Origin of the sequence: Ochrobactrum sp. AN78 (assembly GCF_029909885.1) — a bacterium.
GTDB classification, from domain to species: domain Bacteria; phylum Pseudomonadota; class Alphaproteobacteria; order Rhizobiales; family Rhizobiaceae; genus Brucella; species Brucella quorumnocens.
On the sequence record NZ_JASAMU010000015.1, the window covers coordinates 21,744 to 45,344 of the forward strand.

A 23,601-nucleotide genomic window follows, 5' to 3' on the forward strand; every position below is an offset into this window, starting at 1 on the left:
CGACCGACATTCGGTTCCCTGTTTGAAATGCGTTCTCAAGAGATTTGCCATGCTTTTATTGGAAAAGATTTTCGAAAAGGCGCGAAGCCGGCCCCGTCACATTGTTCTGGCGGAAGGTGAAGACACACGCGTTATTCAAGCGGCACTCCAAGCCGAACGACAAGCCATTGCCCATGTTACACTGCTGGGTTCTGAAAGCATTATTGCCAAACAAAGTGAGGGGTCACAGATCACGATCATTGACCCCAGTCAATCAAAGATGACTGCGAATTACGCGCATCGCCTTTATCAGTTGCGTCAGACAAAAGGCATGACGGAAGAGCAGGCCTTAGCGATGGCGAAAACACCGCTTGGTTTCGCAGCCATGATGGTGCGTGCGGGGGACGCGGATGGAACTGTTGCCGGTGCGGTTGCAACAACAGCCGATGTTGTCCGCCACGCGTTGCAGATTATCGGAAAGGCGGAAGGCGCATCGCTTGTTTCGAGCTTTTTTCTGATGTTGTTGTGCCAATCGCATCATCAGAAAAAAGGGGCTTTCATTTTTGCGGATTGTGGCCTTGTGGTCGAGCCGGATTCCGGCCAACTGGCAGATATTGCCATGCAGTCAGCTGACTCTTATGCCCAGCTAACCGGGAAAGACCCGGCGGTTGCGATGCTTTCATTCTCGACTGGCGGCAGCGCCGCCCATGAACGTGTATCTAAGGTTATTGAGGCCACCAACACTGTGCGTGCAAGAAGACCGGATCTTTGTGTGGATGGGGAACTGCAATTCGACACTGCATTTGTTGAATCCATCAGTCACGCGAAATCACCCGCTTCTCCGCTCAAGGGCAATGCAAATGTCTTGGTGTTTCCCAATCTGGACGCCGCCAATATAGGCTACAAGATTGCGCAGCGTATCGGTGGAGCCCAAGCCATCGGCCCGGTTTTGCAAGGCCTCGCCAAACCCGCCAACGACCTCTCGCGCGGATGCAGCGCCGATGACATTCTTCACATGATCGCAATTACCGTCAATCAGGCAGCATGAAGTCTGCCATGAAGTGAAAGAGTGGAAACCGAAATCCAAGGCCAGTGAGCAAAGATCAGTCTGAGATGATGCCGACACCACCGCGCCAGTCACGCCGCTCAACTCAGCAATCGATACAGTGAGCTGATTGGAAGAAGCAATTGTCAAACGGTGCGCAATATTCACGGCGTGCATGAGGGATAAGCACGAGGCACGCCCGGCGCTGGCCGGGTTGCAAAGGGCGGCCAGGTGCGGGCAATAATCTCTTACGGCTCGACCATCAGAGCGGCTTTTAGAGCCTCATGAACTTTGCCTGTCTTAACAATGACGCAAGCCTGCCTCAGCCGATCAAAAGTGCGGTTGAGCGTTTGGCTTCGCCAAAGTCGGTCGGCCATTGGGCGAAATTCAGACGTTTAGTCACATTGTACTGACACTGAACCAGGCTCGCGTGTAAGGCGTGTTCGTGAGCCGGAAGCCATGTTTTCCTGGTGACGTTCATTGCGGTCCGCGCGTGCTGATGTGCGAGTGGCCCTCCATCTCATTCGGATTGATCGCTGTCGCGTATTCGGCAAGGTCGCGCTTGACTGTCATTTATCCTCCCAGAAACCGGACGGCATTTCGTAGATCAGTTCGCGCATCAGGCGCGCGACTTCGATCTTGGTTCTCACCGCGGAGCCACCGCCGTTTCAGCGCGCAACAGGCAGCGATAAGAAGGCTGCGGCGGTGCGGTCGCTTGGTTCGGATCCAGCTTGCTGGCCCTGCAACGCACAAGGCTGTTTTTTGGGGGAGCCGGACTGGTGGCGGCACCGCAGGCAGCAGTTGGCTTGGTGACAAGCATTGTTAAGGGTAACCAGCCCGGTCAAGGTTGCCGCATCGCCGCGCTGATGATCCACGCAAGTGCCGCAGCCGCGCCCCGCACACGGGGGGCTGTGTTGCAGCGTGGAGCCGCGGTGCCCCGACGCTGCTCGCCTGACCGTTTTGGCAACGGTCGCCGAGACTGACCGACACTGGACGTGGTGCAGCCTGGCTCGCGCCCCGCAGCACGCGCCTGGCGGATCTTGCGCCTATAATCGTTCATAGGCTAATATTATCTATAGTGATTCGACTTTATCTATTATTCGACAGCGCGTTTCTGTCCGACCGGTTGACCGAAAATCGCAATATGAAGCCGCTCTCACTACAGCGAACCGCGCGTTGACGCCTAAGTTGTTGGAGATATGCGTCTTAGAGGAGCAATAAATGAGCCAAAACCCGTTCTTGCGCAACGACACAGCGCCAGACATTGATGCGACCCCGTCAGCCATCACGCTCGATGATGCCAATATTATCTATAATTTGCCATTCAATGATCTGCTGTTTCGCGCCCAGCGGGTGCATCGCGCGCACTTTGATCCGAATGCCATCCAGCTGAGCCGGCTTCTGTCGATAAAGACAGGGGGATGTTCTGAGGATTGCGGCTATTGCAGCCAGTCCGCGCATTATCCCACCGGCCTCAAGGCAACCAAACTCATGGAGGTTGAGCGTGTCCTTGCGCAAGCGCGCAAAGCGCGCGATGGCGGCGCGACACGCTATTGCATGGGGGCTGCGTGGCGCAGCCCAAAGGATCGAGACATGGATGTCCTGGTCGCCATGGTCGAAGGCGTGCGGGCGCTTGGAATGGAGACCTGCATGACGCTTGGTATGCTGACGCCGGAGCAGTCACTGCGGCTCGCTGAGGCCGGACTCGATTACTACAATCACAATCTTGATACGTCCGAGCGCTACTATGCCCAGATCATCACCACCCGTGGGTTTCAAGACAGGCTGCAAACGCTCGAACGTGTTCGCAAGGCTGGGATCAAGGTTTGTGCCGGTGGCATTCTCGGCATGGGCGAAACGGCTGAAGATCGCATTTCGATGTTGCTGACATTGGCCAATCTGCCCTCACCGCCCGAAAGCGTGCCAATCAATATGCTGATCCCGATCCCCGGTTCAAAACTCGAGCATGCCGCACCGATTGACCCTGTCGATTTCGTGCGCATGATCGCGCTGGCACGGATTGTGATGCCCCGTTCCGTTGTCCGCCTGTCAGCGGGGCGCAGCGATATGAGCGACGCGCTGCAAGCGCTTTGCTTCTTTGCCGGTGCCAATTCCATCTTCATCGGGGAGACGCTGCTGACGGCAGACAATCCGGGCGAAGATCACGATGCCGCTCTTTTCCGACGGCTTGGATTAAAACCAATGCAGCCGGAGGCAGCAGCGTGAGTTTTCCGGCCCTCGATCGCTACCAGACCAAACTCGCCGGCCTCATGCGCAGGTCGCGGTTTCGTGTGCTTAGCCAAACGCGTGGCGTTGATTTCACCTCCAATGATTATCTTAGCCTTGCGACAGCGCCGCGGCTCGCGGCTTTTATCGCAGCCGCAATCGATCAAGGCATACCGCAGGGCGCTGCAGGCTCGCGGCTGTTGCGCGGCAATCACTGTGTGCACGAGACGCTGGAAGCCGAAGCGGCAAGCTTTTTCGGTGCAGAAAGTGCCCTTTATTTCAGCAATGGCTTCGCTGCGAATGTGGCGCTCTATTCCACTTTGCCGCAAAGGGACGATTTGATTGTCTTTGACGCATTGATCCATGCGAGTGTCCATGACGGTATCCTCGCCAGCCGGGCGCGCGCTGTTGCGGTGCCACACAACAATGTCGAGGCGGTCGAACGAGCCATTCGCCGCTGGCGAGAAGGCGGCGGCAAAGGAGCCCCTTGGATCGCGGTTGAGAGCCTTTATTCCATGGATGGCGACCGTGCGCCGCTCGCCGACCTGCTTCAGCTTGCAATCCGCCATGACGGTTTTCTCGTCGTCGATGAGGCGCATGCCACCGGCGTTTTCGGCCCGGACGGGCGGGGTCTCGCTTTCTCCTTAAAAGGTAGCGCAAACCTGATCACGCTGCAGAGTTGCGGGAAGGCGCTCGGCGTCTCCGGGGCTCTTCTTTGCCTGCCTTTGACGCTGGCAGGTTATCTTGTCAACCACGCACGCAGCTTCATCTACTCGACAGCGCCCTCCCCATTAATTGCAGTTGGCGTTCACGCGGCGCTGCGGATCGTAAAGGATGAGCCCGAGCGCCGCGACAGACTGGAAGCCCTCTGCCGTTATGCCGGCAACACAATGGCGTCGACGCTGGGCATCACGCCCAGTCATTCGCACATTCAGCCGGTGTTGATTGGGGACAATGCCCGGGCTCTGCGGATCGCCGAACGTATGCGGGAAGAAGGGTTCGACATCCGTGCAATCCGTTCGCCGACTGTTGCGATAGGCACAGCACGCCTGCGAATCACCATCACGCTCAATGTTGATGAGGCGCAAGTCACCGCCATGACCGAGCGGCTGGCATCGATTCTTGAGGAGGTCGCGACATGATCCCACGTTACGTTGTGAGCGGTACCGATACCGGCGTCGGCAAAACGGTTTTCTCCGCAGGGCTTGCTGGCGCCATAGGCGGCTGTTACTGGAAGGCGATCCAATCGGGTCTTGTTGACGAGACGGATAGTGCTGTCGTGTTGCGACTGGGCGCTCTGGAGCGCGAACAGATCCTGCCGGAGGCCTATCGCCTTCAGACGCCAGCATCGCCCCATCTTTCCGCAGGCCGCGCCGGTATTACAATCGATCCCGCTCGACTTAATCCGCCTGAGACGCATGGCCCGTTGGTCATCGAAGGCGCGGGCGGGCTTCTTGTGCCGATCACGGAGGAGATCGTTTTCGCCGATATCTTCGCCCACTGGCAGATCCCCGTCATCCTTTGCGCACGGACCTCGCTGGGCACCATCAACCACACATTGCTGTCGCTTGAGGCGCTGCGGCATCGCAGCATTCCCGTCGCCGGAATTGCATTCATCGGCGACGAGAACCGCGAGACGCAACGGGCCATTGCCAAGATGGGCTGCGTGGCTGTACTCGGTCGGCTGCCCTGGCTCGCCGAGCTCAACGCAGCAGCGCTGCGTGATGCGTTCTCTCAGAATTTCGATCTGGCACATTTGAGCGGAGGCCTTAAGTGATGCGTTCATGTGTATGGCACCCGTTTACCCAGCATGGGCTTGAGCCGCCAATGACACGCATTGCGTCCACCGATGGCTGCTATCTTGTGGATGAGACTGGCAGGAAAATCCTCGATGCCATTTCCTCCTGGTGGGTGATCACCCACGGTCATCGGCACCCGACGATCATGCAGGCGATCCGCGAGGCGACAGAATGCTATGACCAGATCATTTTTGCCGAGTTCTCGCACCAGGCGGCAGAGCGGCTCGCCGAGGGTCTGATCGCGGTGGCGCCCCCAGGCCTTGCGCATGTCTTTTATTCGGACAGCGGTTCGACCTGCGTCGAAGTGGCGATCAAGATGGCTCTTGGATATTTTCACAATCGGGGCGAGCCCCGCGATCGTATTGTTGTGATGGAAGCGGGCTATCACGGCGATACGATCGGCACGATGTCTGCAGGCGCGCGTGGCGTTTTCAACGCTGCCTATCAAGCGCTGCTGTTTGGGGTTGACCGAATTGCGTTTCCGCAAACCGGGTTGGAACAGCAAACGCTGGATGCGTTTGAGAGGCTTTGCCGCAGCGGGCGGATTGCAGCGCTTTTGATAGAGCCTCTGGTGCTTGGCGCCGGCGGCATGAAGATGTACGGCCCCGCCACACTTGCCGGGTTGAAGAGAATTGCTGAGCAGTATGAATGTCTGCTTATAGCCGACGAAGTGATGACCGGGTGGGGGCGAACGGGAACGATGTTTGCCTGCGAGCAGGCCGCGATCACCCCGGATATCCTCTGCACATCGAAAGGTCTGACCGGCGGCGCTTTACCGCTTGCTGCCACGCTTTGTGTTGGCAAAGTCTATGAGGCGCATTTGTCAAAGGATCGGCGTAAGACATTCTTTCATTCCAGTTCCTATACAGCCAATCCGATCGCCTGTATGGCGGGTGTCGCCAATCTGGCAATCTGGCAGAACGAGCCAGTGCTCGAGCGCATTCGCGCGCTTGAATCCGCGCAACGGCTTAATCTGGCCCGCTTCGACAACGACCCGCGCTTCGCCAATATCCGTCAGCGCGGCACGCTCGCCGCCCTCGACCTTGCGGTACAAGGAAACGGCTATCTCTCGGAAGCAGCCCCTCGAATGCGGCAATTGTTTCGCGATCGCGGGATCCTCATTCGCCCGCTTGGCAATGTTCTCTATTTGATGCCACCCTACTGTATGACCGCGGGTGAGCTAAGCCAGACCTATGACGCGATGGATGAGGTCGCATCGATAATTGTAGAACGCGCAGGATGAGCCCTGCCCGTTCATCTCGCATCATCGGATTGGGCCACGCGGTGCCGCAACGATGTGTCTTTAGCGCCGAAATCGAGACCATGCTGGGCCTTGAGGCCGGTTGGATCGAGCGACGGACCGGAATTCGAAGCCGTTATTGGGCCGATGATAACGACACGCTGACCGGCCTCGCCGAAAGGGCGGGTCGGATGGCGATCGACGATGCCGGAATCCGGCCACAGGAAATCGCGCTTACGCTGCTCGCGACCTCGACGCCAGATCATGTCCTGCCGCCCTCCGCGCCATTATTGAGCCATAGGCTTGATCTTGGGAAATCCGGAGCAGTCGATCTGGCAGGCGCCTGCTCAGGGTTTCTCTATGCGTTGGCGCTGGCCGATGGTTTCGTCAGGCTTCATGGCCGCTCCGTCCTGATCGTTGCAGCAAACATTCTCAGCCGACGCATCAATCCGAACGATCGCAGCACCGCGATCCTGTTTGCAGATGCGGCCGGTGCGGTCGTGCTGGCGCCCGATCATGATCCGCAGCGCGGACTCCTTTCGCTCGATCTTGTATCGGACGGGAGCGGCTATGATCTGATCCAGATACCGGCGGGCGGCAGCACCCGGCCTTATTCGAGCGAAATTGAAGCGGAAGCGTTTCTGATGACGATGCGAGAGGGTCGCGAAGTCTTTGCGCGGGCTGCAGCGCTCATGACCGCCACTGCACGGCGGGCCATGCGCCGTGCCGCGATGACGGCAGATGGTGTTGATCGGTTCATTCCGCACCAGGCGAATGCGCGATTGTTCAACGCAGTCTGCGGTGATCTTAGCATCCCGCGCCACAAAATGGTGCAAACGATCGAAGACTACGGCAATTCATCGGCTGCTACGATCCCACTCTCGCTCTCCATTGCGCACCGTGAGCGTGCGTTTGCCCAAGGCGAAACCTTGCTTCTGACCGCAGCCGGCGCAGGATTGGCAGGCGGATCGGTTGTCCTGCGGATCTAGCTTTCAAGAGCAGCGCGTCATCCGCTTCCTGCTCTGCGACTGGGATAGGCACGCATGGCCCTCTCCATAATTCTGCCTGCTAGCGCTTTATGAAGGCGGAGCCGTCAGCATCCGTTGCAACGATTTCCACTTGTGCGGTCATCCCGGCGACGAGCAGAACCCCGGCAGGGACAGTATCGATATGAATACGAACGGGGATGCGCTGCGCAAGGCGCACCCAGGAAAAAGTCGCTTCAACATTGGGAAGCCCCAGATGGCCGGGCGCCCCATTATCGTCTTCAATACCCCGGGCAATGCTCTCGACATGGCCGGTCACCGGCTGATCGAACCCCATGAGTTTCATGCGTGCAGGCCGACCGACATGGATCTGCCCGAGCCTTGTTTCCTCGAAATAGCCTGTGATCCAAAAACTGGCTGCATCAATGATCGCAATCTTGGTCTCGCCGGCATTGGCGTAGTCACCGCCGCGCAAACGCAGGTTGGTCACATAACCCTCGACAGGAGACAGGATCGTGGAGCGGTGGAGATTGAGTTTCGCAAGTTCGAGCGCCGCTTTGGCGCCCTGATAAGCTGCAGCTGCCTGCGCCGCCTCACCCGCCGCTTGCTCTATGACCTCTTGTGAGGCGATGTTGCCAAGCCGGCTTCGTCTTTTGGCGGTCGCCTGTCTTAAAAGCATATCCTGACGTTTGGCCTCAGCATCCGCCTCGGCATTGATCACCGCGAGGCGAAAACGCTCGGGGTCGATTGCATAGAGGATATCGCCGCGATGGACATATTGATTGTCGTGGACGAAAACGGAACTGATTGTGCCCGAAACTTCCGGTGCGATCTGCACAACATCCACGCTCACACGCGCGTTCCGCGTCCAGGCCATGCTTTCGTATCGTTGCCAGAGCTGGAAAGCGACGAAAGCAGCGAGAACAACAACGCAGAGCGTCAACAGATAACGGGTTAACAAGGATAGGAGGGATTTCATGAGAAAGGACCGGAAGCGGTAAAGGCCTGCACGAGCAGAGCATAGATGAAGATGAAAGCGGCAAGTTCGATGAGCGGACGATGGGCGAGCGCACGCAAGAAACCAATAGTGGCCAGCAACCGGACAACGCCAATGGTAACGACAAGCGCGGCAATAGCCAGCACCAGAAGGCCGGGAAGCAGGACACCACCACTGTTGACATCGGCGATCATGATGGCTCCGCCTTCATCCTGCGTGTAATTCCGAGCGCGAAGCGAAGATCAATGAGGCGGTCAACCAGCAAGACCTGATTTTTATCGGCAGGCTTTGCATTTGCAGCCATCAGCTTGTCGATGCGGTCTTCCAGATCAAAGGCTTGTGTGCTGGCAGAACGCTGCCTGTCATCGAAATATCTGGCGATCTCCGACAAAAGTTCGTTTATCTCGGCGCCGGTTTGCCCGTGAAATTGTGTCTTGGCCTGACCAATCTGCATGACGGCATGCCCGATGCGGAGATGATGGAGCGTATCGTCAAGCACGTGCACATAGGAATTTTTTGAGGCTGGAAAGCGCGGCAGCAGCAAAGCGGTCCTGTCGATCATCAGGCTGGTCCAGTTCGAAGAACAGCCATCTCCGGCCTGCGGTTTTTGGCGCAGAGCCCTGCGGCGGACATCCCTGCGGCTTATCTGAAGCAGACGCTTGATTGCGCGGTCAGCTCCGACCGTTTGAAACAGTGTCATGCTCACCACTGCGAAGCCGGTGGCGGCAAACACTGCAATTACCGCATTGAGAGACTGGGCGAAATCAGCGCTATAGGCTGGGTTGAGCCCCCCCAATATCGGGATGGTCAGGGTGATACCAAGTGCCATGAACGTGGTGGGCGGACGCGCCTGCAATGAGCCGGCAAGCAGAAATGCAGGTCCAAGCACGGCCATCAATGTGATGAAATCGTCGACCCGCGGCAAGACAACGAAACTATAAAGAAGACTGATAGCAACGCCATAGACCAGGCCGTTCATATATTTGATGACGAAGGGTGCGGGTGCATCGAAATTTCCAAACAAGGTGCAGCATACCCCAACAATGGAAAGGGCCATGCCACCTTCCGGCCAGGCGGAGCCAATCCAGAAAGCGCAGCCGATCAGGATCGCGAGCATCGCCCCGATGGCCGCGCGGGCTGCCATCCACCGGTCGCGGTGATAGACGTATCCTGTCGCAAAGTGAGGTTCGTGAAGGCCAGAAAGGCGCCCCCCGGCTATGAGGTTGAGTTCGAGCCTATTGCAGTCGGAAAGCAGCGCAACCAGTTCAGCGAGATGACCACCGAGATTGGCGGCGATCCGCCGATCAAGCGGCTGGGCTCCTTCTTCAGGGTATTGTTTCAACGACAAAGCCTTGTCGATGAGCCCGCGTGTCGGATCAGGCTGTTTGGATATGGCGGGTGTTTGTATCCAAGCCGTGATCTCATGCAGCAGATCAGTCAGATCACCCGGTGATGGTCCACCATCATTCTTCAGGACATGAAGCCGGTCTGCAATATCCGCGGAAAGCGGGAGCAAGCGGGCCAGGCGATCGTGCAAAAGCCGCATTTTTTTTCGCTCCTGCCTGGCTGATGCGGGATCGTAAGGCAGATGCGCCACCATCCCTTGCAGCACGAGAAGATCGACGGCCAGCAATTTGCTGTCGCGAAGAGTTGCTGTCCTTCCGCCGAGCGCCTGTACCGCCAGTTGCCGCGCATCGTTTAATGTCGCCTTGAGCTTGCCGGTAAACTGGTCCCTGATGCGTGTTGGCAAGATGAAGCGGTGCACAAGAACGGCGCAGAGCATGCCAACCGAAATTTCTTGCAGGCGCATGGAAGCCACATCGAATATCGTCCCCGGATCGTGCAGGCTGGGAAATCCGATGAGGCTCGCCGTGTATCCGGCAAGCACGAAGGCGTAAGAGCGGGGCTTGCGGTCGAGAAGCGAGACATAGAGACATAATCCGATCCAACAGGCGAGAACAATACTGCACAGGATTGGGTCATCGACGAAATTCGGAACAATCAGAACGGTTACGATCGCCCCGATCATCGTTCCAATCAGACGATAGATGCCGCGGCTAAGCGATGCGCCGGCAGAGGGTTGCGAAACGATATAGACGGTGACGATGGCCCAGGACGGTTTCGAAAGCCCGATGCGCAGCGATATGTAATAGGCGAGCATTGCCGCAGCAAAACTCTTGAGCGAGAAGACGAGCGTTTTGGCGTCAGCCTTGATGGCGGGGGAGCGGAGGAAGCTCGAAACCTTTGGCGGCAAGGCGGTGGCGAAGCTTACAAACCGTTGGTGAGAATGAGGAACTGCGTTCATGCGGGTGAATATCGCCGCATTGCAAAGCCAAATAAATTCGTTATCCTGACAAAAAATATCTAAATCCTGCCAATGATGGAACGCTTGCAACCCGCCTTTCTTTCCTATGATCCTGATCTCAGCGATCTGCCAGCGCTTGCGCGTGAACTCGACTTCGCCGACTACCAGGCGGAAGTCCCGATCCATAGCCACCGCAAAGGACAGCTGATAATCGCGCTGCATGGTGCCGTCACCTGCACCACAGACAGCGAAATATGGATTGTGCCGCCCAGTTGTGGGGTGTGGATACCGGGACGGGTGCCGCATAGTGCGAGAGCGACTGCCAATGCCCGGCTCAATTATCTGTTCGTCGAGCCTGACGCGGCAGATCTGCCGAAGGAATGCTGCACGCTGTCCATTTCTCCCATGATCCGGGAAATGGTGCATCGGCTGGCACGGGAAAAAGCGGATTATAGTTCAGAGAGCCACGCCGCCCGCATTGCGCGTGTGGTGCTTGAGGAATTGGCTTTGATGCCACGAGAACATTTCAACCTGCCGGTTTCCAGCCATACCAAGATCAGAACGATTGCGGCTGGTCTGACGATCAATCCCGCAGATCGAAGCACGCTTGGTGAATGGGCGAAACAGGTCGCCATGAGCGAGCGATCTTTGGCTCGTCTGATGCTGCAGGAAACAGGACTGACATTCGGGCGCTGGCGCCAGCAGTTGCATCTTGTTGTGGCGCTTCGGCAACTGGCCAGTGGCGCAACTGTGCAGACTGTTGCAGGGGAACTCGGCTATGAATCGGTCAACGCTTTCATAACTATGTTTAAGAAGGCGCTTGGAAGGACGCCAGCGCAATATTTCGTGCAGCAGCACGCCAAACCGACCCGCTCGAAACACGCGGTGCCCCACCTGGAAACTGAGAGTCTCCGCGAGATCTGATCGTAGAGACCGAGCCGAGCGTCGGCCGTTCTCATCGGCGCTTATGCAGGTCCACAAAATACGTATGGGTGCCCAATGGACTTAATCTGATTTAGTGGAGAGCTTCTGGGACTAATTTACGGTTCGTGGTCTCAACTGGATCGACGATTTGTATCCAAGAGCGGAATTTCCCAAGCAGTCCCGGCAGCCGCAATTGCGGGGAAGAACGCTCCCGGCATTCGCGACCTGATTGAAAGCGCAAAGTCAGCAGGCTCGAAAGAAGGTGAGGTAGCGAACGCTATCAAGGTCGTAGCAGTGGGAATGGCGAAAGGTTATGCGGGTGTCGATCCGGATAAGTAATATCTGACTTTTCAACACCGGACTTTTTGGTACAATATTTGACGCGCACCGTGGAGGAAGATGGGTCGCAACCACGTGCGCTGCCCCGTGACGTTGGGAGACGCCCGGGGCATTTTATTGGGTGTAATGATGGCGACGCGCTCAACCCCTGAAGCAGATCTATGCTGGGGCAGCGCGGGAAGTGATCAAGGGGCAAGTCACATGAAAGCAATAACGACTGTCATATGCTTAATCGTATTTGCCACTGCGATTGCTGGCTGCGACGACAGATCATGCCGCGCTTGGCCGGGGACGTGCATTATTCAATAATCGAAGCGCTGTTTTGGGATAATTACAAGTTTGATAAGATTGGAGAAGCCCTCGTTTCGCGGATTTAATTGCCCCTGCAAATATTTGCAGAATTGATTTATCCGACGATGGCCGCCCATATCTTTTTTCCAAACGTCACCACAAAGCCACCGAGCGATGCTGCGACGAACCAAACGAGCATCATGGCGCCCACGCCACGCTCTCGCCAACGATTGAGGTCTGCACTCTCGAAACCGCCATCCCGTGCACGATCCTGAATATCGTGCAACCCTTGGCATCGGGCCTGACCTCAAACGTGACGATGCTTTCAAGGAAAGGCGGCTCATCATCCCACATCCTGTAGCTGCCTTCCTCGCCCTGTGCCGTGGAGACAGGCTCGGTCTCGGCCAAATCCTGCTTAGGTGACCTTTTGTCCTGAAAGGCGGGAATATTGACGGCCCGCCAGACCTTCTCCGGCGGTGCGTCGAGTTCATATTCAAGCAACAGATCTTTTTCCTGCCTTTCGGCCTCCGTGTCGCTCATTGGTCCATGGACCTACTCGAATATGTCCGCTGCTTAGCCCGCAATTATTTGAGGTGCACAAATAGAGGACACCCGCACACCGACGGAAATGTCATGAACCGTTCATTCATGCGCCAGCAGCATCTCATGATAGGCCCAGAACTCATCGATGAACCGTTGCGCCAGGCTGTTGTCAGGGCCGTTGCTACGACGAATGACCAGAAACCCTGCATCAACGAAGCTATTAAATGGTCGTATCACCACACCGCGCCCACGAAAATCCGTAGCCGAGGATGGATCGATGATTGTTATACCGGCACCTTCGGCAACGAGTGTCAGCGCTGTGTGCGAAAGACGGGTCTCAATGGTTGCCGAGCGTGGTATACGCGCAAGCGCGACTTCAACCCGCATAGCAAAAAGCGATCCCGGTTCAAGTGTGATCATGCGTTCGTCCGCGAGATCGTCAGGAGAAACGTCCGGATAATTTGCTAGCCGATGCCCTACCGGGACAGCAACGACCGCCGCTATAGCGCGCGTTTCGATATCGAAACCGGGTCTGTCCAGCGGGCCGTCGGCAAATCCGATGTCGGCCTGCCCTGATGCAACAGCCTCCACAACCAGAGCGGATGAAATGCCGTTCAGGGAAGCGTGAATATTGGGCCGGGGCTTGAGGAAGCGCGCAAGGAAGCGCGGCATGATCCCATTTGCGAGCGCAGGCATGGCCGCGATACGCAACATGCCTGCGTTCTGACGACTAATCTCGTCGGCGAAACTCCGTATGCGATTAAGACCGACATAAGCGCGCTCCACTTCCTGTAACAACGTCATCGCAGCCTGTGTGGGGATCAACTGATTTCCGCGCCGGTTGAAGAGTTTGAGTTTCGTGTCGATTTCGAAATCGCGGATCAGTCGGCTTACGGCGGGTTGGGTGATCGACATTAATTCTGCTGCAGCGGTCATTTTCCCGGTGAGCATGACAGTTCGGAATGCTTCGACCTGACGGAGGTTCATGGTTCACCATAATATTTGGTTATGCTCTAGGCTTAATTTCGAATTTGACTGTATTGAGCCCTGCTGTCAAACCGTTCCCATAATCGTACCGTCGCGATGAAAGCAGCGGACATAAAAAGGGGACAATTCAAGTGAGTGCGGTCAGCGCATATCTGGATCTCATGGGCTTTTCTAAGGATGGCTGGGGTTACGACATGCTCCGCGCCGCCGGCATGACGCTTGCAGTCGCATTCTGCGGTTTCGCGGCTGGCGCGGTGTTTGGTATGATGGCCACCGCTGCGTCATTTTCATCACAGCGTATTCTCAGAATTGCAGCTGATGGCTATTCCACAGTGCTGCGCGGCATCCCGGACCTACTGATCATTTATCTATTCTATTTCGGCAGCAGCGCTTTGTTAAGTCAGGTTGGTGCATTGTTTGGCGCGCAAGGTTTTGTCAGCGCACCTATTTTCATCACCGGTGCGCTGGCCATAGGCGTCGTATCAGGCGCTTATCAGGCCGAAGTCTATCGCGGCGCAGTCCTAGCACTCCCCAAAGGCGAGATCGAAGCTGCCAAAGCCTATGGAATGCCATCACATTTGCTGTTCCGCCGTATCATGGTTCCGCAGGCGGCACGCTTTGCCATCCCAGGCATCGGCAATGTGTGGCAGCTCGTTTTAAAGGAATCCGCCCTCATATCGGTCGTTGGATTGGTTGAGTTGATGCGCCAGGCACAAATCGGCGCTGGATCAACGCGCAAGCCGTTCACATTCTTTCTCACTGCTGGAATGCTTTATCTGGTCATCACTTTCACATCTGGCCTGTTGTTCAAGAGAGCCGAAAAACGCGCCATGCGTGGCATCCGGAGGGCCGTATGAGTTTTCTCGACCTCCCGTTTATGTTCGACAGTTTCGTTCAGCTCTGTCGCGGTATCCCGCTGACGCTTCAACTGGTGGCGCTATCGGTTATCAGTGGCGCCGTGCTGGCAACGATCCTGGCAACGATGCGCCTTTCCGACAGCCTGTTCTTAGACCTCATTGCGCGGGGGTACATCTTCGTGTTTCGCGGCACACCGCTGCTGGTGCAACTCTATATTCTCTATTACGGCCTCAGCCAGTTTCCCGATCTGCGCAGGAGCTTTCTCTGGCCATTTCTACGCGAGCCCTATTGGTGCGCAGTGCTGGCTCTCGCCCTCAATACGGCCGCCTATAGCGCAGAGATCATTCGTGGTGGTGTTCTCTCGGTCGCAACCGGGCAGGTTGAAGCGGCGCGCGCTTACGGCATGAGCGGTTTTGCCCTCATCCATCGCATTCTGGTCCCGCAGGCTCTCAGACAGATGCTGCCCGCTTATTCGAACGAAGTCATCTTGATGGTCAAGTCCACAGCGCTGGCATCAACCATCACCATGATGGAAGTCACAGGTCTGGCGGCCAAGCTGATTTCCGCCACTTATCGCCCGGTCGAGGTCTTTATCTGCGCCGGGGCAATCTATCTCCTCATGAATTTCGTCATCACCAGAATCTTCAAACTGCTGGAATTCCGCCTATCGGCGGCCCAGCGTCAGCCTGCCATCTTGGATGCCGCCGGAGTAAACTCATGATGCATCATATGGAATCGCCTGCGGTCGAGATCAACGATCTCGAGAAATGCTATGGCGCGCACAAGGTTCTGCACTCTGTTTCGCTGCAGGCCCATCAAGGTGAAGTCATTTCCATTCTGGGTGCATCGGGCTCTGGGAAATCCACGTTGCTGCGTTGCATCAACATGCTCGAAGTGCCGGATGCAGGCAGTGTGGCTATTCATGGTGAGGCGTACAAACTCGACCAAAAGCCGGGACACATTCCTCGTCCAACTGATAGGAAGCAGGTTCAGCGACTGCGCGGTCAGGCGACTATGGTTTTTCAGTCGTTCAACCTTTGGTCGCATCTGACCATCCTCGAGAATCTGATCGAAGCACCTGTTCATGTGCAGAAGCGCAGCCCCCGGGAGTGTGTTGCTGAGGCCGAAGCGCTGCTGGAGCGTGTTGGCATTGCCGATAAGCGCAACTTCTACCCCGCACATCTTTCGGGGGGGCAGCAACAGCGCGCAGCGATTGCCCGCGCCCTTGCGATGCGACCGAAAATCATGCTGTTCGACGAACCTACCTCCGCGCTCGACCCCGAGTTGGTGGCAGAGGTGCTGAAGGTCATGCGCGATCTCGCCGCAGAGGGCCGTACCATGCTGGTCGTTACCCATGAAATGGCTTTTGCCCGCGATGTTTCAAGCCGTGTGGTGTTTCTGCGTCAAGGTGTGATTGAAGAAGAAGGCACGCCTGACGAGGTTTTTGGCAACCCCAAAAGCCAAAAATTCCGGCAATTCATTTCCAAATAAAACAAATGAACCGATCAATCGGTTCTCCAACAGAGGTGAACATATGAAACTGAAATACGTCCTTTCCGTTCTTAGCCTTCTCGTCGTGGCGCCGAGCGCCCAAGCAGAAGATGTTGTGCGCATCGCGACCGAAGGTGCTTATGCGCCATGGAATTTTTCCGGACCGAACGGTGTGCTGGAAGGTTTCGAGATCGATCTCGCCAGGGACCTCTGCGAGCGCATGAAAGCGAACTGCGACATCACCGCTCAGAACTGGGACGGCATCATCCCGTCCCTGACGGCGGGCAAGTATGACGCGATTATGGCCGGCATGAGCATCACACCCAAGCGTGAGGAAGTGATCGCGTTTTCGTCGCCCTACGCGGCAGCCATCAATTCCTTCGCTGTCATGGAAGACAGCAGCATTGGTGATCTTCCGGAAGACGGAAAGCCGATAAATGTCGATTCTGATGCGGCCAAGCCACTACTCGCGGAAATTGCCCGGCGGATCAACGGCAAGACGGTCGGCGTTCAGGGGTCCACGACCGCTTCGGCCTTCATGGAACAATATTTCAAGGATGGTGCGGATGTCCGTGAGTACAAGACTTCCGAAGAACATAACTTCGACCTGACGAGCGGTCGCGTCGATGCGGTTGTCGCTAACGCCACTGTTCTGGCTGCTGCGCTCGAAAAGGACGACATGAAAGGCGCCAAGCTGGCTGGCCCGCTGTTTTCCGGCAAGGTCTTTGGCATGATCGGCGTCGGCTTGAGAAAGGACGATACTGCCCTGAAGGGCCGCTTCGATACAGCCATTGAGGCAGCGATTGCCGATGGAACTGTAAAGAAGCTTTCCGAAAAGTGGTTCAAGGTCGACGTAAGCCCGCAAAATTGAGCCCAAACCATGGGGCCTGAGCCTCGCCAGGCCCCCACATGACACTGTGACAAAAGATTGAATTTACGAATGCGCAGATTGCCGGATCAGAGCATAGTCATTGTCGGAGCGGGATTGGTGGGCGCTGCCATTGCCTGGGGTCTCGCACGGTCCGGCTGGCGTCCAATGCTTCTCGATGGAGAAGACCTGTCTTTGCGCGCATCGCGTGCCAATTTCGCACTCATCTGGGTACAGGGCAAAGGTTTAGGCTCCCCACACTATGCCCGTTGGACAATGCAGTCTGCGCGGCTTTGGCCGGCTTTTGCAGAGGAGTTACGCGATGTCACCAGACTTGATGTAGCGTTGAAGCAGACCGGCGCTTTCACCTTTTGCCTCGACGAGCACGAGCTTGAAATGTTTGCGGTCGACGTCGATAGGGTGGCGCGGGATCTGGGCAATGACGCCCCTGAACATGCGATACTCGACAATCTGGAAACCGCAAGAATGATTCCTTGCATCGGTCGGGATGTGATCGGTTCCATCTATTCGCCGATGGACGGTGATGTGAATTCGCTGCGCCTATTTCGCGCATTGCATGAAGGCATCATTAAACTCGGCGCTGCTTACGAGCCGCATTGTGAAGTCGGATCGATTGTGCCGCAAAACGGCGGTTTTCTCCTGCGGGGCACATGGGGTGAGGTCTTCGCCGAGCGCGTCGTTCTCGCCGCTGGCAACGGCAATGCAGAGCTTGCCAAGACTGTCGGTCTTCATGCCCCAGTCGTGCGCAGCAAAGGTCAAATCCTTGTCACGGAAAAATGCGCGCCGTTCTTTCCCTATACATCTGCAACCCTTCGGCAGGCGGATGAAGGCGGCGTCATGATCGGCGACAGTCACGAAACGCATACAGATCGGATCACCACCAAACAGGATATCAGCGCGGTTCTGGCCAAGAGGGCCGTGCGGACGTTCCCGCATCTGGCCGATGTCAATGTCATTCGCAGTTGGGCCGGGTTTCGGGTTAAGACACCGGACGGTCTGCCTGTTTACCAACAATCCGAGAGCCACCCGGGCGCTTACGCGATTATGTGCCATTCTGGCGTCACGCTCGCAGCCAGTCATGCCTTGATCGTAGCGCAAGAAATAGCGACGGATGCCAAACAACTTGCTGGCGATGCGTTCTCCGGTCGGAGGTTTCATGTCTCCTGAAATGTTCCATAAAACTGAAACACCGGAGGATACAGTGACGATCACATTCGATACGCACACCTTCACGGTGCCTGCCAATGCAACTGTCGCTGCGGCGCTGCTTGGTGAGGGTGTCAACCGGCTGAGATACAGCGTCGTGGGCGGTCAGCCCAGAGCACCCTATTGCCTGATGGGTATTTGTTTTGAGTGTCTGGTGACCATCGATGGTGTGCAAAACCGCCAAGCCTGCATGACGCCAGTAGCGGACGGGATGATCATCTCCTCCCAGTCCGGCGCACGTCGGCTGGAAGCGTGACGAGCATGCTTGAAAGAATTTCCGATATTCATGCACTCGATGCGTTTTACGATCTCGCCATCATCGGTGCGGGACCGGCAGGCATGTCGGCAGCCGCTGAGGCAAGCGCCGTAGGCGCAAGCGTGGTCCTGTTTGACGAAAACCCTGCCGCCGGCGGCCAAATTTACCGCGGCATCCAACACAACACGAGTACCGGCAGGCCATTTCTGGGTGCCGAGTACTGGCGGGGCAAAGACCTCCTGAAAGCTTTCATCGCCAGCAATGTCACCTACGTGCCGCAGGCGCTTGTCTGGAGTGTGGAACCACAGGATGGCGACAACAGCAACCGTGTCGATCTGCACGTATCGCTGGGGGGCAAGAGCGGGATTGTCTCTGCGCGCCGCGTGATCTTCGCGACCGGTGCGATGGAGCGACCGATGCCTGTCCGGGGTTGGACATTGCCGGGTGTGATGACGGTTGGTGCGGCGCAGATTGCACTGAAGGCTTCCGGTCTCGTTCCTGCTGGACGTGTCGTTCTGGCTGGGTCCGGCCCGCTGCTCTATATGTTCGCCGCGCAACTCTTGCAAGCGGGAGGCAAGGTTGAAGCATTGATCGATACGACGCCTGGCGCAAATTATGCGAAAGCGGCGCCGAACCTGCTTTCGTTTCTTTTCTCGCCCTATGCCTTGAAAGGGCTCTCGCTCATTTTAAAGATCCACAAATCGCTGCCCGTTTATTCCGGTGTGAACAACATCGCCATAGAAGGAAGCGAGGAAGCCGAAGCAATCTGCTTTTCGGCAAGAGGCCAGACGCACCGCATTGCTGTCGATAGTGTATTCCTGCACCAGGGTGTAATCCCGAACAATAACCTCGCCAATGCCTCCGGCTGCGCGCTTGTCTGGAACGACACTCAGAAATGCTTTCAACCACAGCTTGAGGACAGCGGCCGTTCGTCTGTTCCCAGCATCTATATCGCCGGAGACGGTGGCGGTATCGGTGGTGCATTGGTTGCTGAACACAGTGGCCGTATCGCAGCACTTGCGGCCTGTCAGGATCTTTTTGTCACATTGGCTGCACCGTTGACGTCAAAAATTGCAGAGCTGCATGCACAAGCGCGACGTTTCGAACGCGGCAGGTCCTTTATTGATGCGCTTTATCAACCGGCACAGGCGTTCCGCGCGCCGACGGATATGGATACAATTGTCTGTCGTTGCGAAGAAGTGACCGCAGGAACGATCCGCGACGCGGCGGCTTTGAATATTGCCGGCCCCAACCAGCTTAAAACTATGTTTCGCTGCGGTATGGGACCTTGTCAGGGTCGTCTATGCAGTTCTACCGTTACGGAAATCCTAGCCGAGGTGCAAAACCGTGCGCCGGAAGCCGTCGGCTACTATCGTCTTCGCGCTCCGGTCAAACCGGTGTCACTGAGCGAAATCGCGGCACTCCCTCAAACCCCCGAAGCGGTTTTTGCAGTGACCGGCGAGCAACCGGAAAATTCCTCAACCATTTGAAAGGATTAAATTATGGCTGAGCGTTTCATCCAAACGCCGATTATGCATCGCGCCGTCGAGCACAACGGCATCGTCTATGTTGGTGGAACCACCTGTGATGACGAAAGCCTGGACATGGCTGGTCAGACCCGCGAAATCCTCGCCAAGCTCGACAGCTACCTGGCACAGGCGGGCACGGACAAGAGCAAGCTGTTAGCGGTCACCATCTTCGTAACGGATCTTAGCAAGAAGCCCGAAATGGATAAGGTCTGGAAGGATTGGATCGATCCATCACTGTTGCCAACCCGAGCAACCGTTGGCGTTGCGGATCTGGGTGGCGATACGTTGATTGAGATTGTCGTTTCCGCCTACAAGTAATCACGAGTGAATTCTTGCTGTGCTCTGATATTCCCCTCGTTAACAGCGGGGGGATTTCCGCCTCATCGATGCGATTTCTCTTCTCATTTGCATCGCGATTGCGTCGCCGTGGAAAGTCCGCTTTCAGGTTTTCATCCGCAGCATCGGAAGGAATGGAATTGCGCGCAATCCCGGCAGACGGCTAAGTGCCGGTTCCAGACGCCCGCTGTCCCGGCGGGCGATGGCAACCCGCGGCGCGAAGGGAACAGCCCATGTGTAAATTAGTCGGGCATATCTGAGACGATGGCTTCGATGCTTGCGTCACGCCAATGTTTCGCATGGCTCAATTCGGACGGCAGATGCTCGCCTGCGAAATAGCTTCGGCAGGCAAGATTGAGCATAGGAATATCGCCACGGCTATCCCCGACGACGGCAAGGGCATTTCGGTCAATCTTCAAATCAACAAACAGAGAGTTTAAGTAATTTGCCTTAGCTTCCGGCCAAAAATGAACACGGACCAGCGACAATGTAATCAAGACATTTCGCCTCTTGACAGTCCCTTTGCATCCATTATTCTGGATATATGGAAAACGATGAAGCGATTACGGCTTTTGCCGCTTTGGCCCAACCGACGCGATTGGATACATTTCGGCTGTTGGTGAAACACGAACCTGCGGGGATTCCCGCCGGTGCATTGGCGCGCATGCTGGATGTTCCGCAGAACACGATGTCTGCGCACCTGGCGACATTGTCTCGCGCAGGTCTCGTCAGCAGCGAACGTCAGAGCCGTTCGATTATCTATCGAGCTGATCTCGACCGGTTTCGCGAGCTGACACTTTTTATGATCAAGGACTGCTGTGGCGGAAGTGCTGAACTCTGCGCTCCCCTCCTACAAAGCCTGGCGCCCTGTTGCGAACCGAACGCGGCGACACAATAACATAGGGCCTGAATCCAGACTTCCACCAAACGGACTGATAAAATGAGAGATCGGATCTATAGCGTGCTCTTCTGGGGCACGGACAACCTTGCACGTTCAATATTGGGCCAGGAAATCACGATAGTGGAGAAGGATTGATGTCCAGTTTCGAACGTTATCTGACTGTCTGGGTGGCTCTTTGCATTGTCTCTGGCGTAGCTCTTGGTCATTTCTTTCCGACGGTGTTTCACGCCATAGGCTCGGCTGAAATCGCCAAGGTCAACATTCCGGTCGCCATTCTCATCTGGCTCATGATCATTCCGATGTTGTTGAAGATCGATTTCAGCGCCTTGAGACAGGTCACGGAGCACTGGCGTGGCATTGGCGTCACGCTCTTTATCAATTGGGCCGTCAAACCATTCTCTATGGCGCTTCTCGGTTGGCTATTTATCGGCTGGCTGTTTCGCCCTTATCTGCCTTCAGGCCAGATCGATTCCTACATCGCTGGGCTGATTATTCTGGCGACCGCCCCTTGCACGGCAATGGTGTTTGTCTGGTCGAACCTGACCAAGGGTGATCCGCATTTCACGCTATCCCAGGTCGCACTGAACGATGCGATCATGGTTGTGGCATTTGCCCCTGTCGTCGGGCTACTGCTCGGACTGTCTGCGATTACTGTCCCGTGGGCAACACTCGTTCTGTCGGTTGTCCTCTATATCGTCATTCCGGTGATTATCGCGCAATTCCTGCGCAGAAGCATTCTCGCCAGCGGTGGAGAACGAGCTTTCGACGCAATGCTCAGAACGCTTCAGCCGCTGTCTCTGATTGCGCTTTTGGCGACACTTGTTCTGCTATTCGGATTTCAAGGAGAGCAGATCATCGCACAGCCCATGATCATTGCGATGCTGGCCGTCCCGATCCTCATCCAGGTCTATTTCAACTCTGGCCTCGCTTATCTGTTGAATCGCATTTCAGGCGAGCAACATTGCGTCGCCGGTCCCTCGGCTTTGATTGGTGCTTCAAACTTCTTCGAACTGGCAGTAGCAGCCGCAATCAGCCTTTTCGGCTTCTCATCTGGCGCGGCGCTCGCAACAGTGGTTGGCGTTCTTGTTGAAGTGCCGGTCATGCTCTCGGTCGTCTGGATCGTGAACCGGTCCAAGGGCTGGTACGAACGCGGCGCCAATCAAAAGCCAGTCACCGAAACAGGAAAACTCTGATGTCAGTTACGATCTATCACAATCCGAATTGTGGCACGTCTCGCAACACATTGGCCTTGATCCGTGTCAGCGGCGAAGAGCCTCTCGTCATCGAATATGTGCAACATCCGCCTTCGCGAGAACAACTGGTCAAACTGCTTCGAGCAATGCAGATGACGCCTCGCCAACTCCTTCGCGAGAAAGGCACACCCTATGCCGAGTTGGGATTGTCCGATCTCAACTGGACCGATGATGAACTCGTCGACTTCATGATGGCGCATCCTATCCTGATCAATCGTCCTATCGTGGAAACGCCACTTGGCACCAAACTGTGCCGTCCGTCAGAACTGGTTCTCAACATTCTGGAAAACCCGGTGTCGTCATTCACCAAAGAGGACGGAGAAGTCATCACCTATGAAAGAAAGTCGCGCTGACATGGACCTGCCGAACCTCGATCAGAATTCCTTCGCATTGCCCAACCTGGATGCACTACGCGCTGACTTTCCAAAGCAAAAGCCTCGTGTCCTTTTGCTCTATGGCTCACTTCGTGACCGTTCCTATAGTCGGTTTCTGACGCTGGAAGCGCAGCGCCTTCTCGATGCGATGGGTGCCGAAACGCGTATCTTTCATGCCAATGGCCTTCCTTTGCCAGACGACGGTTCAGCAGAGCATCCGAAGGTACAAGAATTGCGTGAGGCAATGCTTTGGTCAGAAGGGCAAGTCTGGACCAGTCCTGAACGGCATGGAGCCATGACCGCTGTCATGAAATCGCAGATCGACTGGATTCCTTTGCCGGGTGGAGCAATTCGTCCGACGCAGGGCCGAACTCTGGCATTGATGCAGGTATCAGGCGGATCGCAGAGCTTCAACGCGGTCAATCAGATGCGCATTCTTGGGCGCTGGATGCGAATGATCACCATTCCAAACCAGTCATCCGTCGCAAAAGCATGGCAGGAATTTGATGACGCTGGACGGATGAAACCCTCATCATTTTATGATCGCGTGGTCGATGTGATGGAAGAACTAATGAAGTTTACACTTCTGACGCGTGGCATCTCGGATCATCTCACAGACCGTTATAGCGAGCGCAAGGAAGAAGCGGCCAAAGTCGAAAAGCGTGTTTCGTTGAAATCAATATGAGCGTTGAACGACTTCCCATTGTGGCCATTGCTGGACTCGGACTGACGCAGAATATCGGTTTCCTTGAGCCTTCTCGGACCGTCCATGGCGCGGGACTTCTCCGTTTAAAACGAATGGATTTTCGGAGCGCTGTCAGTTGCCCTGCTGGCAGGAGGATTCCTG

At 56.1% G+C, this 23,601-nt stretch carries 25 protein-coding genes; 19 read left to right on the top strand and 6 right to left on the bottom strand.

From position 1 onward, the window contains the following. Positions 1–49 precede the first annotated feature (49 nt). The 6 genes from pta (at position 50) to QBD00_RS20805 (ending at position 7,278) form a co-directional block, all read left to right on the top strand. Entirely contained in the window at positions 50–1,027 is a 978-nt protein-coding gene (gene pta / locus QBD00_RS20780; protein ID WP_151094170.1) for a phosphate acetyltransferase, read from the top strand. Between the two features lie 1,218 nt (positions 1,028–2,245). Then, positions 2,246–3,250 (top strand): biotin synthase BioB, encoded by a 1,005-nt coding sequence (bioB, locus tag QBD00_RS20785; protein ID WP_318580431.1) that lies wholly within the window; start codon positions 2,246–2,248, stop codon positions 3,248–3,250. Then, complete coding sequence (locus QBD00_RS20790) at positions 3,247–4,392, top strand: 8-amino-7-oxononanoate synthase (protein ID WP_151094168.1); 1,146 nt, start codon at positions 3,247–3,249, stop codon at positions 4,390–4,392. The genes bioB and QBD00_RS20790 overlap by 4 nt, the downstream gene beginning before the upstream one ends. Continuing rightward, a complete protein-coding gene (gene bioD, locus QBD00_RS20795) occupies positions 4,389–5,027 on the top strand; it encodes a dethiobiotin synthase (RefSeq protein WP_151094166.1) in 639 nt (212 codons plus the stop codon). Before QBD00_RS20790 ends, bioD begins: the two co-directional genes overlap by 4 nt. Further along, positions 5,024–6,292 (top strand): adenosylmethionine--8-amino-7-oxononanoate transaminase, encoded by a 1,269-nt coding sequence (locus QBD00_RS20800; protein WP_151094164.1) that lies wholly within the window; start codon positions 5,024–5,026, stop codon positions 6,290–6,292. The genes bioD and QBD00_RS20800 overlap by 4 nt, the downstream gene beginning before the upstream one ends. After that, positions 6,289–7,278: a beta-ketoacyl-ACP synthase III gene (locus tag QBD00_RS20805; RefSeq protein WP_318580432.1), complete on the top strand. Its 990-nt coding sequence runs from the start codon at positions 6,289–6,291 to the stop codon at positions 7,276–7,278. Before QBD00_RS20800 ends, QBD00_RS20805 begins: the two co-directional genes overlap by 4 nt. Positions 7,279–7,357: 79 nt before the next feature. Here the strand turns inward: QBD00_RS20805 and QBD00_RS20810 are convergent, their stop codons facing one another. From QBD00_RS20810 to QBD00_RS20820, 3 genes are read right to left on the bottom strand one after another with little or no spacing between them, the layout of a single operon-like run. Continuing rightward, positions 7,358–8,254: an HlyD family secretion protein gene (locus QBD00_RS20810; protein WP_151094160.1), complete on the bottom strand. Its 897-nt coding sequence runs from the start codon at positions 8,252–8,254 to the stop codon at positions 7,358–7,360. Further along, a complete protein-coding gene (locus tag QBD00_RS20815; protein ID WP_151094158.1) occupies positions 8,251–8,466 on the bottom strand; it encodes a DUF1656 domain-containing protein in 216 nt (71 codons plus the stop codon). Before QBD00_RS20815 ends, QBD00_RS20810 begins: the two co-directional genes overlap by 4 nt. Then, a complete protein-coding gene (locus QBD00_RS20820) occupies positions 8,463–10,577 on the bottom strand; it encodes an FUSC family protein (RefSeq protein WP_318580433.1) in 2,115 nt (704 codons plus the stop codon). Before QBD00_RS20820 ends, QBD00_RS20815 begins: the two co-directional genes overlap by 4 nt. A 75-nt stretch (positions 10,578–10,652) precedes the next feature. Between QBD00_RS20820 and QBD00_RS20825 the strand changes: the two genes are divergently transcribed. Further along, a complete protein-coding gene (locus QBD00_RS20825; protein WP_318285397.1) occupies positions 10,653–11,501 on the top strand; it encodes a helix-turn-helix transcriptional regulator in 849 nt (282 codons plus the stop codon). An 828-nt stretch (positions 11,502–12,329) separates the two neighbouring features. On the opposite strand, the gene QBD00_RS20830 is transcribed toward QBD00_RS20825, so the two are convergent. Continuing rightward, a complete protein-coding gene (locus QBD00_RS20830) occupies positions 12,330–12,671 on the bottom strand; it encodes a polyketide cyclase (RefSeq protein ID WP_318580434.1) in 342 nt (113 codons plus the stop codon). A 102-nt stretch (positions 12,672–12,773) separates the two neighbouring features. Next, a complete protein-coding gene (locus QBD00_RS20835) occupies positions 12,774–13,661 on the bottom strand; it encodes a LysR substrate-binding domain-containing protein (RefSeq protein ID WP_318580435.1) in 888 nt (295 codons plus the stop codon). A gap of 161 nt (positions 13,662–13,822) precedes the next feature. On the opposite strand from QBD00_RS20835, the gene QBD00_RS20840 reads away from it, so the two are divergent. From QBD00_RS20840 to QBD00_RS20875, 8 genes are all read left to right on the top strand, one after another. After that, positions 13,823–14,518 carry an ABC transporter permease gene (locus QBD00_RS20840; protein ID WP_151094276.1) on the top strand — a complete coding sequence of 232 codons (696 nt, stop codon included), beginning with the start codon at positions 13,823–13,825 and terminating at the stop codon, positions 14,516–14,518. Next, entirely contained in the window at positions 14,515–15,240 is a 726-nt protein-coding gene (locus tag QBD00_RS20845; protein ID WP_191793598.1) for an ABC transporter permease, read from the top strand. Before QBD00_RS20840 ends, QBD00_RS20845 begins: the two co-directional genes overlap by 4 nt. Further along, the gene (locus tag QBD00_RS20850; protein ID WP_318580465.1) at positions 15,240–16,010 is read left to right on the top strand and encodes an ABC transporter ATP-binding protein; all 771 of its coding nucleotides are present in this window, start codon (positions 15,240–15,242) and stop codon (positions 16,008–16,010) included. The genes QBD00_RS20845 and QBD00_RS20850 overlap by 1 nt, the downstream gene beginning before the upstream one ends. A 43-nt stretch (positions 16,011–16,053) precedes the next feature. Then, positions 16,054–16,881, top strand: a complete 828-nt coding sequence (locus tag QBD00_RS20855) for a lysine/arginine/ornithine ABC transporter substrate-binding protein (RefSeq protein ID WP_318580436.1) — start codon at positions 16,054–16,056, stop codon at positions 16,879–16,881. 69 nt (positions 16,882–16,950) lie between these two features. Continuing rightward, positions 16,951–18,066 carry an FAD-dependent oxidoreductase gene (locus QBD00_RS20860; RefSeq protein ID WP_318580437.1) on the top strand — a complete coding sequence of 372 codons (1,116 nt, stop codon included), beginning with the start codon at positions 16,951–16,953 and terminating at the stop codon, positions 18,064–18,066. Between the two features lies 1 nt (position 18,067). After that, positions 18,068–18,361, top strand: a complete 294-nt coding sequence (locus tag QBD00_RS20865; protein WP_151094272.1) for a (2Fe-2S)-binding protein — start codon at positions 18,068–18,070, stop codon at positions 18,359–18,361. Positions 18,362–18,366: 5 nt separating this feature from the next. Beyond that, the gene (locus QBD00_RS20870; protein WP_235901895.1) at positions 18,367–19,851 is read left to right on the top strand and encodes an NAD(P)/FAD-dependent oxidoreductase; all 1,485 of its coding nucleotides are present in this window, start codon (positions 18,367–18,369) and stop codon (positions 19,849–19,851) included. A gap of 12 nt (positions 19,852–19,863) precedes the next feature. Next, entirely contained in the window at positions 19,864–20,208 is a 345-nt protein-coding gene (locus QBD00_RS20875) for a RidA family protein (RefSeq protein WP_151094142.1), read from the top strand. Positions 20,209–20,468: 260 nt separating this feature from the next. Here QBD00_RS20875 and QBD00_RS20880 read toward each other — a convergent pair whose 3' ends face one another. Continuing rightward, on the bottom strand, positions 20,469–20,723 hold the full coding sequence (locus tag QBD00_RS20880; RefSeq protein ID WP_191793602.1) for an HAD hydrolase family protein: 255 nt from the start codon (positions 20,721–20,723) through the stop codon (positions 20,469–20,471). 47 nt (positions 20,724–20,770) lie between these two features. Between QBD00_RS20880 and QBD00_RS20885 the strand changes: the two genes are divergently transcribed. From QBD00_RS20885 to arsH, 4 genes are all read left to right on the top strand, one after another. Continuing rightward, positions 20,771–21,124 (top strand): ArsR/SmtB family transcription factor, encoded by a 354-nt coding sequence (locus QBD00_RS20885; protein ID WP_151094138.1) that lies wholly within the window; start codon positions 20,771–20,773, stop codon positions 21,122–21,124. A gap of 137 nt (positions 21,125–21,261) precedes the next feature. Continuing rightward, positions 21,262–22,320, top strand: coding sequence for an ACR3 family arsenite efflux transporter (gene arsB / locus QBD00_RS20890; protein WP_318580438.1), 1,059 nt, complete (start codon positions 21,262–21,264; stop codon positions 22,318–22,320). Beyond that, entirely contained in the window at positions 22,320–22,733 is a 414-nt protein-coding gene (arsC, locus tag QBD00_RS20895; RefSeq protein WP_191793604.1) for an arsenate reductase (glutaredoxin), read from the top strand. The genes arsB and arsC overlap by 1 nt, the downstream gene beginning before the upstream one ends. Next, positions 22,714–23,439, top strand: a complete 726-nt coding sequence (gene arsH, locus QBD00_RS20900; protein ID WP_318580439.1) for an arsenical resistance protein ArsH — start codon at positions 22,714–22,716, stop codon at positions 23,437–23,439. The genes arsC and arsH overlap by 20 nt, the downstream gene beginning before the upstream one ends. Positions 23,440–23,601: the final 162 nt, after the last annotated feature.

Coding starts and splice junctions, on each gene's coding strand:
- pta (WP_151094170.1), top strand. CDS start 50: ATGCTTTTATTGGAAAAGATTTTCGAAAAGGCGCGAAGCCGGCCCCGT.
- bioB (WP_318580431.1), top strand. CDS start 2,246: ATGAGCCAAAACCCGTTCTTGCGCAACGACACAGCGCCAGACATTGAT.
- bioD (WP_151094166.1), top strand. CDS start 4,389: ATGATCCCACGTTACGTTGTGAGCGGTACCGATACCGGCGTCGGCAAA.
- QBD00_RS20805 (WP_318580432.1), top strand. CDS start 6,289: ATGAGCCCTGCCCGTTCATCTCGCATCATCGGATTGGGCCACGCGGTG.
- QBD00_RS20810 (WP_151094160.1), bottom strand. CDS start 8,254: ATGAAATCCCTCCTATCCTTGTTAACCCGTTATCTGTTGACGCTCTGC.
- QBD00_RS20815 (WP_151094158.1), bottom strand. CDS start 8,466: ATGATCGCCGATGTCAACAGTGGTGGTGTCCTGCTTCCCGGCCTTCTG.
- QBD00_RS20820 (WP_318580433.1), bottom strand. CDS start 10,577: ATGAACGCAGTTCCTCATTCTCACCAACGGTTTGTAAGCTTCGCCACC.
- QBD00_RS20825 (WP_318285397.1), top strand. CDS start 10,653: ATGGAACGCTTGCAACCCGCCTTTCTTTCCTATGATCCTGATCTCAGC.
- QBD00_RS20830 (WP_318580434.1), bottom strand. CDS start 12,671: ATGAGCGACACGGAGGCCGAAAGGCAGGAAAAAGATCTGTTGCTTGAA.
- QBD00_RS20835 (WP_318580435.1), bottom strand. CDS start 13,661: ATGAACCTCCGTCAGGTCGAAGCATTCCGAACTGTCATGCTCACCGGG.
- QBD00_RS20840 (WP_151094276.1), top strand. CDS start 13,823: ATGGGCTTTTCTAAGGATGGCTGGGGTTACGACATGCTCCGCGCCGCC.
- QBD00_RS20845 (WP_191793598.1), top strand. CDS start 14,515: ATGAGTTTTCTCGACCTCCCGTTTATGTTCGACAGTTTCGTTCAGCTC.
- QBD00_RS20850 (WP_318580465.1), top strand. CDS start 15,240: ATGCATCATATGGAATCGCCTGCGGTCGAGATCAACGATCTCGAGAAA.
- QBD00_RS20855 (WP_318580436.1), top strand. CDS start 16,054: ATGAAACTGAAATACGTCCTTTCCGTTCTTAGCCTTCTCGTCGTGGCG.
- QBD00_RS20860 (WP_318580437.1), top strand. CDS start 16,951: ATGCGCAGATTGCCGGATCAGAGCATAGTCATTGTCGGAGCGGGATTG.
- QBD00_RS20865 (WP_151094272.1), top strand. CDS start 18,068: ATGTTCCATAAAACTGAAACACCGGAGGATACAGTGACGATCACATTC.
- QBD00_RS20870 (WP_235901895.1), top strand. CDS start 18,367: ATGCTTGAAAGAATTTCCGATATTCATGCACTCGATGCGTTTTACGAT.
- QBD00_RS20875 (WP_151094142.1), top strand. CDS start 19,864: ATGGCTGAGCGTTTCATCCAAACGCCGATTATGCATCGCGCCGTCGAG.
- QBD00_RS20885 (WP_151094138.1), top strand. CDS start 20,771: ATGGAAAACGATGAAGCGATTACGGCTTTTGCCGCTTTGGCCCAACCG.
- arsB (WP_318580438.1), top strand. CDS start 21,262: ATGTCCAGTTTCGAACGTTATCTGACTGTCTGGGTGGCTCTTTGCATT.
- arsC (WP_191793604.1), top strand. CDS start 22,320: ATGTCAGTTACGATCTATCACAATCCGAATTGTGGCACGTCTCGCAAC.
- arsH (WP_318580439.1), top strand. CDS start 22,714: ATGAAAGAAAGTCGCGCTGACATGGACCTGCCGAACCTCGATCAGAAT.